The sequence below is a fragment of the Hymenobacter daeguensis genome (assembly GCF_054780555.1).
Genome location: NZ_BAAGWC010000004.1, coordinates 167,936 through 183,185 on the forward strand (window position 1 = coordinate 167,936; position 15,250 = coordinate 183,185).

A 15,250-nucleotide genomic window follows, 5' to 3' on the forward strand; every position below is an offset into this window, starting at 1 on the left:
CCGCCATCACCTATACCATTTTCTCGACCCTGTGTAGGATGTTATCATTCCCTCCTGCCGTGGCAACCGGCAATGCGGTTTAACTAAGTAAACGCTCACCCGCCCTTCATTCGGGCCATGCGCTGTGACTGCGCTCACCCGCCGCAATTCGCCGATTATTCAGCAAAACAGGAAAATAAAGAAGCCATTGGCCATTGCGGCGGCCTGCCTGCTAAATAAGCCGGGCCCAGGCCTTGTAGTTTGTGACACCTCACTTGCCCAAAGCGACGCGGCTGATGAGGCCGCCTGTACTGCTAATTTATCGATTGTGTAAAAGCCGTTTTTGCGATGGCAACATGCTATAACAGCCGGCGAACATGATACACAGAACCAGCGCGCACACCCGATAATTTTGACCTGATGCCATACGTCCATTTCGCTTCTTCTGTCAATGGATTGCCAGCGCGCCAAAGCCGCTGGAATCAACTTGTTTACCGGGCCTTATTAGTGGTTGGCCTGCTGCTGGGCGCGGCCCGGCCGGCCTCCGCTGCCAATCCATTGGAACGGCGCACCGCCGCCCAATCCCGCACCATCGTCCTTCCCAGAAACGCCCACGCCCGCCTGCAATACGGCGCGGCTCAGCTGGCCGCCGCGCTGCGCACGGCCGGCTACCAGGTGCAGGTTCAGCCGGTGGATAAGCTGCCCAAAACCAAGGGGCTGATTGTGGTAGGCCGCGCCGCCGATGCGCTGATGCAGCAGGCCGTCGCCGCCGCGCCAGCCGCCGCCGAAGCTAAACCCGGCAAGGAAGGCTTCACCATCAATTCCGCCCAAAACGACGCCGTGCTCATCAGCGGCACCGACAACTCGGGCGCCCTCTACGGCTGCCTGGAGCTGGCCGAGCAGGTGAGAAAGCAGGGCAAAATCGGGGACAACCTGCACCTCACCGACCAGCCCGAAATGGTGCTGCGCGGCACCTGCATCGGCGTGCAGAAGCCCTACTACCTGCCCGGCCGCACGGTGTACGAGTACCCCTACACGCCCGAAACCTTTCCCTGGCTCTACGATAAGGCGCTCTGGATTAAGTACCTCGACATGATGGCGGCCAACCGCTACAACTCGCTCTACCTCTGGAACGGCCACCCTTTCGCCTCGTTGGTGCGCCTCAAGGACTATCCCTACGCCGTGGAGGTGGACGACGCTACCTTCAAGAAGAACGAGGAGCTGTACCGCTTCCTGACCGAGGAGGCCGACAAGCGCGGCATCTGGGTGATTCAGATGTTCTACAACATCATCGTTTCCAAGCCCTTCGCCGAGCATCACAACATCAAAACCCAGGACCGCGCCCGGCCCATCGTGCCGCTCATTGCGGATTACACGCGCAAATCCATCGCCGCCTTCGTCGAGAAATACCCCAACGTGGGCCTGCTCATCACGCTGGGCGAGGCCATGGAAAGCGCCGGGCAGGACGACGTGGACTGGTTCACGAAAACCATCATTCCCGGCGTGCAGGACGGCCTGAAAGCCCTGGGCAAGACCGAGCAGCCGCCCATCGTGCTGCGCGCCCACGACACCGACGCGCCCCGCGTCATGAAGGAGGCCCTGCCCATCTACCAGAACCTCTACACGATGGCCAAGTACAACGGCGAGGCCCTGACCACCTACACCCCGCGCGGCACCTGGGCCGAGCTGCACCGCAAGCTCAGCGCCATTGGAACGGTGCAGATTGAGAACGTGCACCTGATGTCGAACCTGGAGCCGTTCCGCTACGGCTCGGCCGATTTTATCCAGAAGTGCGTGCTGGCCATGCACAGCGCCTACGGAGCCAACGGCCTGCACCTCTACCCGCAGGCCTCCTACTGGGACTGGCCCTACACCGCCGACAACGTGCCCGGCCGCCAGCTCGAAGTAGACCGCGACTGGCTCTGGTACCAGGCCTGGGCCCGCTACGCCTGGCACGCCAACCGCCCCCGCCCGGCCGAAATAGCCTACTGGGGCCAGGAAATCGGCCGGAAATTCGGGGCCGATGCCCGGACCGGCCAGCAGATTCTGACGGCCTACGAGCAGGCCGGCGAAATCGAGCCCAAGCTGCTGCGCCGCTATGGCATCACCGACGGCAACCGCCAGACGCTCACGCTGGGCATGCTCATGAACCAGCTCATCGACCCCAAGCGCTACGGCCTGTTTACGCTGCTTTATGAATCGGAATCGCCGGAGGGTGAGATGATTATCGACTACGCCGAGAAGGAGGCGAAGGGGGAGAAGCACACCGGCGAAACCCCGCCGCAGGTGGCCGATGAGGTGGTGGCCCACGGCCGGCAGGCCGTGGCGGCCATCGAGCAGGCGGCCCCCGCCATCAGGCAGAATCAGGCCGAGTTTGCCCGCATCAAAAACGACATGTACTGCCAGGATGAGCTGGCGAATTTCTACGCCGAAAAGGCGCGCGCCGCCCTGCAGGTGCTGCGCTACAAGTACTCGCACAACGTGCAGGACCTGACCGCCGCCGTGCCACTGCTGCAAAGCAGCGTGGCCCACTGGCAAAAGCTGGTCGACCTCACCAAAGACAGCTACCTCTACGCCAACAGCATGCAAACCGCGCAGCGCAAAATCCCGATGCGCGGCGTGGACGGCACCTACAAAACCTGGGCGGAAATGCTGCCGGTTTATCAAAAAGAGCTAACCAATTTCCAGCATCATATCGACTCGCTGAAAGCCGCGAAAAGCGGCGTCGCCACCCAAAAAATCGAGGTGCTGCGCAACGCGCCGGTGGTGGTGCTGAGCAAGCAGCCGAAGCCGCTTTGGGTAGCGGCGGGCCAGTCGGTGTTCGCCGATACGGCCGCCGTCATGACGGCCTTTGCGCCGGAGCTGGCGGGGCTGGAAGGCGTGCAATTCAGCCGGGCGCAGCAGGTGGCGCAGGGCACCGAAATCCGGTTTTCGACCAAGAAGCCGGTGCAGGTGCTGGTCGGGTATTTCAACCAGAAAAGCCCCCGTTTCCTGCAAACGCCCACGCTCGAAGTCGATGCCAGCGCCAACGACTACGGCCAGGCCGACAGCAAGATTTCCAATGCCCTGGCCATCGCCGGCATGCCGGCGGTGAACGTGCACACCTATTCCTTCAAAGCCGGCACGCACACGCTGAACCTGGCGCGGGGCGCCTGTCTGATTCTCGGGTTTGTGGATGCCAGCCAGCCCGTGCCGGTTTATGATGCGGGGCTGGGCGAGGGCGTGCGCAAGGTGGGCGAGCTGGATTGGTTGTTTGAGTAAGATTTTATTTCACGCAGTGTCTCGGGGTGTGAAAGCGCAGTGTCTCGCAGTGTGCTACCCGGAAAAAACACTGCGGAACCCTGCGTTTAACACCCCGAGACACTGCGTGAAAACTCTCTTCATGAAACCTGCCCACCTTCTCTTCCTCGGCCTGTTCAGCACCCTCCCGGCTACTGCCCAAGTGCTCACGCCCGCCCACCTGCGCGCCAGCGTGGCCCGCTTCAACGAGCTGGACAAGGAGGACGTCATCAACCTCGTGCCCAACGCCCAGGCGGCCGACTGGCTGGCCCAGCAGGTGCCGCTGTTCGAGTGCCCCGATTCGGCCATTCAGGAAGCCTATTACTACCGCTGGTGGACCTTCCGCAAGCACCTGAAGCAGACGCCCGACGGCTACGTGTTCACGGAGTTTATCACGCCGATGAAGCACGCCGGGCCCTACAACACCATCAGCAGCGCCTTGGGGCACCACCTCAACGAAGGCCGCTGGCTGCACGACCCGCAGTACATCGACCAGTACACCCGCTTCTGGCTGACGGCCAAGCAGCCGCAGGTGAACGCCAAGCTCCACAGCTTCAGCAGCTGGCTGCCCGATGCGGTGTATAGCCTGTACGAAGTGAATGACGATAAGGCCTTTGTGCAGGAAATGCTGCCCCTGCTCAACGCCGACTACCGGCAGTGGGAGAAGGAGCGGAAGCTGCCCGGCGGTATGTTCTGGCAGTACGACGTGAAGGATGCGATGGAGGAATCCATCAGCGGCGGGCGCAAGGAAAAGAACGTGCGTCCCACCATCAACAGCTACATGTACGGCAACGCCAAAGCGCTGGCCGCCATGGCCAAGCTGACAAAAAACGACAGCCTCGAACGCAAGTACACGCTGAAAGCCAGGCAGCTGCGCGCCGACGTGCTAAAAACCCTCTGGGACCCGAAAGCCAGCTTTTTCAAGGTGCAGTACGAGAAGGGCGGCCTCTGCGAAGCGCGGGAGGAGCTGGGCTACATTCCCTGGTATTTCTCGCTGCCGCCCGACAAGGCCACCTATGCCAGGCAGTGGGAACAGCTGACCGACGAAGGCGGCTTCAAGGCGCCCTGGGGCCTCACCACGGCCGAGCGGCGGGCCCCCGGTTTTCGCACCCACGGCTCCGGCCACGGCTGCGAGTGGGACGGCGCGGTGTGGCCCTACGCCACCACCCAAACCCTGAAAGGCCTCGCCAACCTGCTCACCGACTACAAGCACCACGACGGCATGAGCGCGCAGGTTTACTACGACGAGCTGCGCAAATACGCCCTTTCACACCAGAAAAACGGCCAGCCTTACCTGGGTGAATACCAGGATGAAAAAACCGGCGAGTGGCTGAAAGGCGACAACCCGCGCAGCAGCTACTACAACCACTCCGGCTTCGCCGATTTGGTCATCACCGGCCTCGTCGGCCTCAAGCCGCGGCCTGATGACGTGGTGGAAGTTTTCCCACTGGTGCCCGCCGGCCAGTGGGACTATTTCGCCCTCGACCAGGTGCGCTACCACGGCCGGATGCTGTCCGTGGTTTGGGACAAAACCGGCCAGAAGTACGGCCGGGGCCAGGGCCTGCGCATTTTTGCCGATGGCAAGGAAATCGCCCACGCCAGCGGATTGAAACGGGTGACAGCTAAACTGCCCGGCTGAACGGTGTAGAGACGCGACACTTCGCGTCTCCTCGTTGAACAACCTCCGTGAATGACACGCACATGGCGCAGACGCCGAGACGCGAAGTGTCGCGTCTCTACATCGTTCGAACCGACTCATATGAAACACTTCCTCTCCGCATTTCTCCTGCTCCTCACCCTGTCGGCCGCCCGCGCCCAGGACTACTACAACGTGCTGAAATACGGCGCGAAAAACGACAGCACGAAGCTCTCCACCGCCGGCATTGCCAAGGCCATTGAGGCGGCCAGCAAGGTGGGCGGCGGCACCATCTACTTCCCGGCCGGGCGCTACCTCACCGGCCCCATCCACCTCAAGAGTAACATTACCATTGAGATAAGCGCGGGCGCCATCCTCTACTTCAGCAACAATTTCGACGACTACCTGCCCATGGTGCCGTCGCGCTACGAGGGCACGGACGTGACCAATTTCTCGCCGCTATTCTATGCGTACAAGGCCGAAAACATCACCATTCGCGGCCGGGGCATCATCGACGGGCAGGGCAAGAAGTGGTGGGACTTCGCGGAGGGCAAGTCGCGCACGGCCAACGAGTCGAAGTGGCAGAAGGAGTTCCGGCAACTCAACGCCAACATCACCCGCCCCAACGAGCCGGGCGGCGTGCTCGACCGCGCGTTTCTGCGCCCGCCGTTCATTCAGCCCATGTATTGCAAGAATGTGCTGATTGAAGGCATCACCATTCGCAACTCGCCGTTCTGGACGGTGAACCCCGAATTCTGCGAAAACGTGACTGTGACGAGCGTCACCATCAACAACCCGAAGTCGCCGAATACCGACGGCATCAACCCCGAGTCGTGCCGCTACGTGCACATTTCGAACTGCCACATCAGCGTGGGCGACGACTGCATCACCATCAAATCGGGCAAGGACGAGGCGGGGCGCAAAATGAACGTGCCGGCCGAAAACTACACCATCACCAACTGCACGATGCTGAGCGGGCACGGCGGCGTGGTAATTGGCTCGGAGATGTCGGGCGGGGTGAAGAAAATCGTGATTTCGAACTGTGTGTTCGATGGCACGGACCGGGGCATCCGCATCAAAACGGCCCGGGGCCGGGGCGCGGTGGTGGAGGATATTCGCGTCGATAACATCGTGATGAAGAACATCCGCGAGCAGATGATTGTGCTGGACATGCAGTACGCCAAATCGACGCCCGAGCCGGTGTCGGAGCGCACGCCGCGCTTCCGCAACATCCATTTCAGCAACATCACCGCCGAGGGCAAGCAGGCCGGTTTCCTGAACGGCCTCTCGGAAATGCCCATCGAAAACATCACGTTCAGCGACTGCAACTTCGACGCGCAGTTCGGTTTTACCGTGAAAGAAGCCCGCGACATTGCCTTCCACAACGTGCTCATCAATGCGGCCACCGGCCCGGCCGTGCGCACCGAAAACGTGCAGCAAATCTGGCTCGACGGCATCCGCAGCGCCCGCCCGGTGGCCGGCACGTCGCTGCTGGAGCTGAATAACACCGTCGATGCCTTCGTGTATAACTGTTTCCCGGCCGCCGGCACCGAAACGTTTCTGACCCTGAAAGGGGCCAACACGCGCAGCATCGGCCTGCAAAACAACAACCTGAAATACGTGAAAACCCCCGTGAGCCAAGATGCCGAGGTGAAGGAGCGGGTGGTGGGGCCGTAGTCACCTCACGGGACGCCTTGGGGGCCGGCCCCCTCTCCTGCGGAGAGGGGGGGGGGCTGACGATTGTAGCGCGGACTTTTAGTCCGCGACTTGAATGAACCAATGAACTAACTCATGCGCGGACTAAAAGTCCGCGCTACATCCTGCGCCACCTCGGCTCCCCCTCTCCCCAAGGAGAGGGGGCCGGGGGGTGAGGTGACCCACCCGAACGAATGCCGCGCCTCGTCTTTTTCCTCCTGCTCGCCTGCCTCTCCGCCGCCGCCCAGACGCCGCTCACGCTCCGCTACGCCCAGCCGGCTGCGAAGTGGACCGATGCGCTGCCCATCGGCAACGGGCGGCTGGGCGGCATGGTGTACGGCGGGGTGGGGCAGGAGCACATTCAGTTCAACGAGGCCACGCTCTGGACCGGCCGCCCGCGGGCCTACGCCCGCCCCGGCGCCGCGCAGTACCTGCCCCAAATCCGCCAGCTGCTGGCCGAGGGCAAGCAGGCCGAAGCCGAGGCGCTGGCCGAGCAGCACTTCATGGGCCTGAAGGACCACGAGGAAACCTACGACGCCGAAAAAGCCGCCTGGCTCCGGAAAATCCGGGCCGTGAGCGTGGCCCGGGCCCTGGCCCAGCCGGGCTGGAAACCGCTGGCCATCCCCACGCCCAACGGCTGGGAAGCCGCCGGCCTCGAAGGACTGGACGGTGCGGTGTGGTTTAAAACCAGCTTCGACCTGCCCGCCGCCTGGGCCGGCAAAGGCCTGACGCTGAGCCTCGGCCGCATCCGCGACGTGGACGTGACCTACGTGAACGGCCAGCAGATTGGGACGGATGAGGGCATCAGCAAGAAGCGGCGCTACCGGGTGCCGGCCGCCGCGCTCCGGCCGGGCCGCAACGAGGTAATAATTCAGGTAATTAACTACTTCGACAAGGGCGGGCTGATTGGGGTGAAGGAAAAGCAGCCCGTTTTCGTGGCCTACCCCGAAGGTGCCGCGCCCGAAACCGGCGTGGCGCTGGCGGCCAGCTGGCAATACTGGGTGCAGGATGCCCACCCGCCGCTGGCCCCCAGCTACCAGGCGTCGTACCAGCCGTTTGGCGATGTGCGGCTGGATTTTGCGCCGGCCGCGGGCAAAGCCACGGACTACCAGCGCAGCCTCGATATTGGTGAGGCCGTGGCGCGCACCGCGTACAAATCCGGCGGCGTGTCGTTCACCCGCGAATATTTCGCCAGCAACCCCAGGCAGGCCATTATCAGCCAGTTGAGCGCGGGGGGCAAGGGCAAGCTTGGGTTCACGGCCCGCCTCGGCAGCGTGCACGACCAGCGCAAAACCTACCGCGTCGACGACCACACGCTGGCCCTGGCGGTGCAGGTGCGCGACGGCGTGCTGCGCGGCGTGAGCTACCTGCGCATCGTTTCCGACGGGCAGGTGACGGTAAAAAACGACCAGATTCAGGTGGCCAACGCCACGCAGGCCACGCTGTTTCTCACGGCCGCGACCAATTTCAAGAGCTACCAGGACGTATCGGGGCAGCCCGAGCAACTGGCGAAACTGGCGCTGGATAAGGTGTCGAAGCAGTCGTACGCCACCCTCAGGGCCGAGCACGTTCGCGATTACCAGAAGCTGTTCGACCCCTTCGCCATCGACCTCGGCCACACCAAAAACGAGCAGCTGCCCACCGACGAGCGCATTCGCCAGTTCAGCCCCGCCGCCGACCCGGCGCTGCTGGCGCTGTACCTGCAGTTCGGGCGGTATCTGCTGATTTCATCGTCGCGGGCGGGCGGGCCGCCGGCCAACCTGCAGGGGCTCTGGAACGAGTCGCTGACGCCGTCGTGGGGCAGCAAGTTCACCACCAACATCAACCTGGAAATGAACTACTGGCCGGCCGAGGAGCTGAACCTGGCGGCCTGCACCGCGCCGCTGTTTAGCTTCATCGACGAGCTGGCCCAAACCGGCCGCACCACCGCCCAAACCAACTACAACGCCCCCGGCTGGGTGCTGCACCACAACACCGATATCTGGGCCGGCACCGCGCCCATCAACGCCGCCAACCACGGCATCTGGGTGACGGGCGCGGCGTGGCTTTGCCTGCCCATCTGGGAGCACTACCAGTTCACGCAGGACCGGGATTTCCTGCGCCGGCAGTACCCGGTGCTCAAGGAGGCCGCCCGGTTCTACGCCGCTTTTTTGGTAAAGGACCCGCGCACCGGCTGGCTCATCAGCACACCCTCCAACTCGCCGGAGCACGGCGGTCTGGTGGCCGGCCCCACCATGGACCACCAGCTTATCCGCGAGCTGTTCAAGACAACCAGCGCCGCCGCCCAAACCCTGGGTGTGGACGCCGATTTGCAGCAGGAATTAGCCGAAAAAGCCCGCCAGCTGGCCCCGAACCAAATCGGCAAGCACGGCCAGTTGCAGGAGTGGCTCGAAGACAAAGACGACCCCACCGACACGCACCGCCACGTTTCGCACCTCTGGGGCGTGTTTCCCGGCACCGATATCAGCGGCGACACCACGGCGGCCCTAACGCGGGCGGCCCGGAAGTCGCTGCTGCTGCGCGGCGACGACGGCACCGGCTGGAGCCTGGCCTGGAAGGTCAACCTCTGGGCCCGGTTTAGAGACGGCAACCACGCCCTGCGCATCCTCGAAAAGCTGCTCTCGCCCGCCGAAAACGGCACCGGCGCCGAGCAGGGCGGCGTCTACCACAATATGTTCGACGCCCACCCGCCCTTCCAGATTGACGGCAACTTCGGCGGCGCGGCCGGCATGGCCGAAATGCTGCTGCAAAGCCAAGCCGGCGCGCTGGATGTGCTGCCCGCCCTGCCCGCCGCCTGGGCCACCGGCAGCGTGCGCGGCCTGCGCGCCCGCGGCGGTTTCGTGGTGGCGCTGCGGTGGGAGCGGGGGAAACTCTCGGAACTGGAGGTCCAGTCGGAAGCCGGCCGGGAGTGCGTGGTGCGGTATGGGGGCAAGGAAGTGCGGTTTCCGACGAAGGTGGGGCAGGTGTATAAGCTGACGGGGGAGCTGCGCTGACGGGTCACCTCACCCCCTAGCCCCCTCTCCCGCGGAGAGGGGGGACTAGTTTCTAGCCCTAGAAAAGTAATGGCAATGCGAATAAGATTCTTATTTAGAAAACTAAAAACTAGAGCTGGTTCCCCCTCTCCGCAGGAGAGGGGGCTAGGGGGTGAGGTGACCCGTCAGGCAGTCAAAATCCTCCTCGTCCTCCTCACCCTCACCGCCCACGCCCAAGCCCCGCGCACCACCATCCCCCTGCTCGAAAACTGGCGCAGCACCGCCGACGACCAAAACCCCCAGGCCCACCCCAACTTCGAGCGCGCCGATTTCAACGACCAAACCTGGCAGACCGTGGCCGTGCCCCACAACTGGGACGCCTACGAAGGCTACCGCCGCCAGCGTCACGGCAACCGCCACGGCTACGCCTGGTACCGCAAAACCTTCCCCACGCCCGCCGCGCCGAAAGCCGCCCGCTACTTCCTGTTTTTCGAAGGCGTGGGCTCCTACGCCACCGTCTGGCTGAATGGCCAAAAAGTAGGCTACCACACCGGCGGCCGCACCACGTTCACGCTCGACGTCACGGCCGCCCTCAGCCCCGCCGGCCGGCCCAACGTGCTGGCCGTACGCGCCGACCACCCCGCCAACATTCAGGATTTGCCCTGGGTGTGCGGCGGCTGCTCCGAGGAGCGCGGCTTCTCGGAAGGCTCCCAGCCGATGGGCATTTTCCGCCCGGTGTCGCTCATCATCACCAATCCGGTGCGCGTCGAGCCCTTCGGCGTGCACGTCTGGGCCGATTCCACGGTGTCGGCCCAGGCCGCCCGGCTGAACGTGGAAACCGAGCTGAAAAATTACGGCGACAAGCCTCAAACGCTCACCCTCACCAGCCAGTTGCTGGACCGGCAGGGGAGGACTGTGGCCGCCACCAGCACCCGGCAGAAGCTGGCGGCGGGCGCGGGCACGCAGCTTCGCCAGCAGCTGCCGGAGCTGAAGCTGCCGCACCTGTGGTCGCTGGCCGACCCGTATTTGTATCGGCTCGTCACCAGAATCAGCGCCAGGGGCAAGCTACTCGATGAACTGGAAACACCCTACGGTATCCGCTGGGTGAGCTGGCCGATTGGCCGGGCGGCGGCCAGCCAGAAGCAGTTTTTGCTGAATGGGAAGCCGGTTTTCATCAACGGCATTGCCGAGTACGAGCACCTGCTGGGCCAGAGCCACGCCTTCAGCGACGCGCAGATTCGGACCCGCGTGCAGCTGGTGAAAGCCGCCGGCTTCAATGCCTTCCGCGATGCCCACCAGCCGCACAACCTGCGCTACCAGGCCAATTGGGACTCGCTGGGTGTGCTGTGGTGGCCGCAGCTGGCCGCCCACATCTGGTACGACACGCCGGCCTTCCGCCAGAACTTCAAAACCCTCCTCACCGACTGGGTGAAGGAGCGCCGTAACAGCCCCTCGGTGGTGCTCTGGGGCCTCGAAAACGAAAGCACGCTCCCGGCCGATTTCGCCCGCGAGTGCAGCGCCCTCATCCGAAAGCTCGACCCCACGGCCTCCCGTGAGCGCAAAATCACGACCTGCAACGGCGGCCAGGGCACCGACTGGGACGTGCCTCAGAACTGGACCGGCACCTACGGCGGCGACCCCGCCCAATACGGCGCCGACCTGGCCCGCCAGGTGCTGGTGGGCGAATACGGCGCCTGGCGCACCCTGGATTTGCACCAGTCCGGCCCGCCCGTGCTCAACGGTGGCCCATTCAGCGAAGACCGTTTCGCCCAGCTCATGGAGCTGAAAGTGCGCCTCGCCGAAGCCGCCAAAGACCAGACCGCCGGCCACTTTTTCTGGCTCCTGACCTCGCACGACAACCCCGGCCGGGTGCAGGGCGGCGAGGGCCTGCGCGAGCTCGACCGCGTGGGCCCCGTGAACTACAAGGGCCTGCTCACGCCCTGGGAAGAGCCCACCGACGCGTTCTACATGTTCCGCGCCAACTACGCGACCAGGGACAAAGAGCCGATGGTGTACCTCGCCTCCCACACCTGGCCCGACCGCTGGCTCGCGCCCGGCCGCCAAGACAGCATCACCGTCTACTCCAACTGCGACGAAGTAGAGCTTTTCAACGACGTAAACGCCGCCTCGCTGGGCCGCAAAACCCGCGCCGGCGGCATCGGCACGCACTTTCAGTGGGATGGCGTGGATATCAACTACAACGTGCTCTATGCCGTGGGCTACGTGGCCGGCCGGGCCGTGGCCACCGATTACATCGTCCTGCACCACCTGCCGAAAGCCCCGCATTTCGATAAATTCCTGGCCGATGCGCCGCCCATCACCCAGCCCCAGCCGGGCCTGAACTACCTCTATCGCGTGAACTGCGGCGGCCCGGCCTACCGTGATGAATCCGGCCAAACCTGGCAGGCCGACCAGCCCCGCACCGACCCGAAAACCTGGGGCTCCGAGTCGTGGACGCAGGATTTTCCCGGCATCGCGCCCTTTTTCGCCAGCCAGCGCCGCACGTTCGACCCCATCGCCGGCACCCGCGACTGGCCGCTGTTCCAAAGCTTCCGCTACGGCCGCGAGAAGCTGCGCTACGCCTTTCCCGTGCCCGATGGCGAGTACCGCATCGAGCTGTATTTCGCCGAGCCCTGGCTGGGCACCGGCGGCGGCCTCGACTGCACCGGCTGGCGACTGTTCGACGTGGCCATCAACGGTGCAACTGTGCTCCCCAACCTCGATATCTGGAAAGAAGCCGGCCACGACCATGCCCTGAAAAAGACCGTGCAGGCCCGCGTGACCGGCGGCCAACTCGTCGTTTCCTTCCCGCAAATAGCTTCCGGCCAGGCCCTGATTTCCGCCATCGCCATTGCCACCGCCGATGCCAGCGCCCGGCCGGCCCCCGCGCCCCAGCCGGTAATTGCCAATCTAAAATCTGCCACCCCGACCAGCCCATGGTCGGCCCAAACCTGGCTCGACACCGGCGACCAGGTGTATACCGATGCGCCGACCACATTCAGCACCCTGCCCTCGGCGCTGTTTGGGGCCGAATGGCTGCGCGGACCCGGCCAAGCGGGCTCAGCCGGCGGCACCATCACCGTCACGACGGCGGCCGACGTGTACATCGCCGTCGACTCCAAACCGGCCACCCTGCCGGCCTGGCTCAAAGAATACGAAGACACCAAAACCACCCTCGAAACGGATGAGGCGGGCGGCCGTTCGTTCCGCGTGTTCCGCAAGCGTTTTGCCGCGAATGCTACCGTGCCGCTGCCCCCCAGCCGTGCCGCCTACCTCGTGGCCGTGAACCGCACCAGCTCCATCGAGCCGGCCTACGACCTCAAGCCCGTCACCGGCTACAAGCCCGCCACCGCCCGCCTACTCGGCCCCGGCCTCGTGAAGGAAATCGTGAACACCAAGGAAAGCCTCACCTTCCGCGAGCCCGCCGGCAGCGCCATCGAGTGGACCATCCAGACCGGCGTGGCCGACACCTACTCGCTCACTTTCCGCTACGCCAACCAGGGCGCGCGCCCCCTCAGCGCCCGCCTCACCGTGGCCCTGGCCGATGGCACCATTCTCAAAACCGAAACCGTGGAGCTGGTGCCCTCCAAGCCCGGCAAATGGAACTACCTCACCACCTCCACCGGCGGCATGATAAACGCCGGCAGCTACCGCATCAAACTAGCGGCCATCGATGCGGCGGGCCTGAGCGTGTCGGGGCTGGATGTGCAGTAGGCGCTGCTGAAACCTCACCCCCGGCCCCTCTCCCGCGGAGAGGGGAGCCTGATGACTTGTAGCGCGGACTTTTAGTCCGCGAATCTATCATATTACTCTCTCCTGGACTAAAAGTCCGCGCTGCTAACCGCGCCGCCGTGGCTCCCCTCTCCGCGGGAGAGGGGCCGGGGGTGAGGTTGACGCGGGGCGACGTTGGCACGCCCTAGCCAAGATGTTACAAAAGGAAGCTAACAAGCTACACCCGCCCGGCCCCGCCCGAAACTAAATTTGCTACTGGTACGACAGGCGCCGTTTTCCGCCCGATGTCGCAGCAATTTGGTAAGTTGGCCACATGAGCAATTTGCGAGTTCTTGACCTGATTATCATCGCGCTGTACCTGGTGGCTATGGTGGGCGCGGGTGCCTGGTTTTCCCGAAAAAACGACAGCGCCGAGCAGTATTCCAGCGCCTCGGGTCTGATTCCGGGCTGGGCCATTGGCATGTCCATCTACGCTACTTTCCTGAGTAGCAATACGTTTCTGGGCGTGCCGGGCAAGGCATTCGGTACCAACTGGAACGCCTTTGTCTTCAGTATTTCGATGCCGCTGGCGGCCTGGGTGGCCACGCGCTACTTCGTGCCGTTCTACCGCAGCACGGGCGAAATATCGGCCTACACGCACCTGGAGCACCGGTTCGGGAGCTGGGCGCGCACGTATGCGGTGGCCTGCTTCCTGCTCACGCAGCTGGCGCGCATCGGCTCCATTTTCTTTGGGGTGGCGCTCACGCTGCAGGCCCTCACCGGGTTTTCGATGGAGCTGATTATGCTCGTCACCGGCAGCTGCATCATCGTGTACACGGTGCTGGGCGGCATCGAGGCGGTTATCTGGACCGAGGTGGTGCAGGGCGTGGTCAAGACCTTCGGCGCGCTGCTCATTCTGTACCTGATTGTGACCAACATGCCGGGCGGTTTGGCGCACATCGTGGCCATCGGACAGGAGCAGCACAAGTTCAGCCTAGGCGGTTTCTCGCCCGATTTCACCACGTCCACCTTCTGGGTGGTGCTGCTTTATGGTTTCTTTATCAACCTCAACAACTTCGGGGTCGACCAGAACTACGTGCAGCGCTACCACACGGCCACGTCGGCCAGGCAGGCGGCGAAATCCATCTGGCTGTGCGTGTGGATTTACGTGCCGGCTTCGCTGCTGTTCTTCGTTATCGGCTCGGCGCTGTTTGCCTACTACCAGGTACATCCCGAGCTGATTGAGGCCGTGAAGCTGAAAGCCGCCGCCGAAAAGCTGCCCCTCACTGCCACCGCCGCCCAGATTGCCCAGGCCGCCGCCCAGCTCCAGCCCGCCGACTACGGCGACAAGGTGATGCCGCACTTCATGGTCACGAAAATCCCGCCCGGCTTCATCGGCCTCATCATTTCGGCCATCCTGTCGGCGGCCATGAGCACCATCAGCTCGGGCATGAATTCGTCGGCCACCGTCTTCACCGTCGACATCTACCAGCGCTATTTCAAGCCCAACCTCAACGTGAAGCAGACCATGCGCAGCCTGCACATCGGCACGGTGGTGGTGGGGCTGCTGGGCATGGGCGTGGGCATCGCCATGATTGGCGTGAAAAGCGTGCTCGACGTGTGGTGGCAGCTCTCGGGCATCTTCGCGGCCGGCATGCTGGGCCTGTTCCTGCTCGGCATCATCAGCCGCCAGACGCGCAATGCCGAGGCCCTCACCGCCACCATCATCGGCGTGCTGGTCATCGTCTGGCTCACGCTCTCGCCGAAGCTGCCCGCGGCCTTCGCCGCCTTCCGCAACCCCCTGCACCAGAGCATGGTGATTGTGGTGGGCACGCTCACCATTTTCCTGGTGGGGCTGCTGCTCACCCGCTTCCGCCAGGGCCGCGCCGAGCCCGTGGCCCCCGAACAAGAACTAACCCAGTCCGTCCATTAGCCGGCCCACTTTTACCCCCTTGGCGGCCCACCCGCCCAAGCCATT

At 63.9% G+C, this 15,250-nt stretch carries 6 protein-coding genes; all 6 read left to right on the plus strand.

The annotated features are described in order from the left end of the window. Positions 1 to 486 precede the first annotated feature (486 nt). The 6 genes from ACYVHT_RS07885 to ACYVHT_RS07910 all read left to right on the plus strand — a co-directional run bounded on the left by ACYVHT_RS07885 (position 487) and on the right by ACYVHT_RS07910 (position 15,205). A complete protein-coding gene (locus tag ACYVHT_RS07885) occupies positions 487 to 3,240 on the plus strand; it encodes an alpha-d-galacturonidase (RefSeq protein ID WP_460549785.1) in 2,754 nt (917 codons plus the stop codon). A 121-nt stretch (positions 3,241 to 3,361) separates the two neighbouring features. Further along, positions 3,362 to 4,897, plus strand: coding sequence for a glucosidase family protein (locus ACYVHT_RS07890; RefSeq protein WP_460549787.1), 1,536 nt, complete (start codon positions 3,362 to 3,364; stop codon positions 4,895 to 4,897). Between the two features lie 120 nt (positions 4,898 to 5,017). Then, the gene (locus ACYVHT_RS07895; protein WP_460549789.1) at positions 5,018 to 6,571 is read left to right on the plus strand and encodes a glycoside hydrolase family 28 protein; all 1,554 of its coding nucleotides are present in this window, start codon (positions 5,018 to 5,020) and stop codon (positions 6,569 to 6,571) included. A 212-nt stretch (positions 6,572 to 6,783) separates the two neighbouring features. Next, positions 6,784 to 9,582 (plus strand): glycoside hydrolase family 95 protein, encoded by a 2,799-nt coding sequence (locus ACYVHT_RS07900; protein WP_460549791.1) that lies wholly within the window; start codon positions 6,784 to 6,786, stop codon positions 9,580 to 9,582. 156 nt (positions 9,583 to 9,738) lie between these two features. Next, positions 9,739 to 13,275, plus strand: coding sequence for a malectin domain-containing carbohydrate-binding protein (locus ACYVHT_RS07905; RefSeq protein WP_460549793.1), 3,537 nt, complete (start codon positions 9,739 to 9,741; stop codon positions 13,273 to 13,275). Positions 13,276 to 13,606: 331 nt separating this feature from the next. Continuing rightward, the gene (locus ACYVHT_RS07910; RefSeq protein WP_460549795.1) at positions 13,607 to 15,205 is read left to right on the plus strand and encodes a sodium:solute symporter family protein; all 1,599 of its coding nucleotides are present in this window, start codon (positions 13,607 to 13,609) and stop codon (positions 15,203 to 15,205) included. The last annotated feature ends 45 nt before the right edge of the window (positions 15,206 to 15,250 follow it).

Coding starts and splice junctions, on each gene's coding strand:
- ACYVHT_RS07890 (WP_460549787.1), top strand. CDS start 3,362: ATGAAACCTGCCCACCTTCTCTTCCTCGGCCTGTTCAGCACCCTCCCG.
- ACYVHT_RS07895 (WP_460549789.1), top strand. CDS start 5,018: ATGAAACACTTCCTCTCCGCATTTCTCCTGCTCCTCACCCTGTCGGCC.
- ACYVHT_RS07900 (WP_460549791.1), top strand. CDS start 6,784: ATGCCGCGCCTCGTCTTTTTCCTCCTGCTCGCCTGCCTCTCCGCCGCC.
- ACYVHT_RS07910 (WP_460549795.1), top strand. CDS start 13,607: ATGAGCAATTTGCGAGTTCTTGACCTGATTATCATCGCGCTGTACCTG.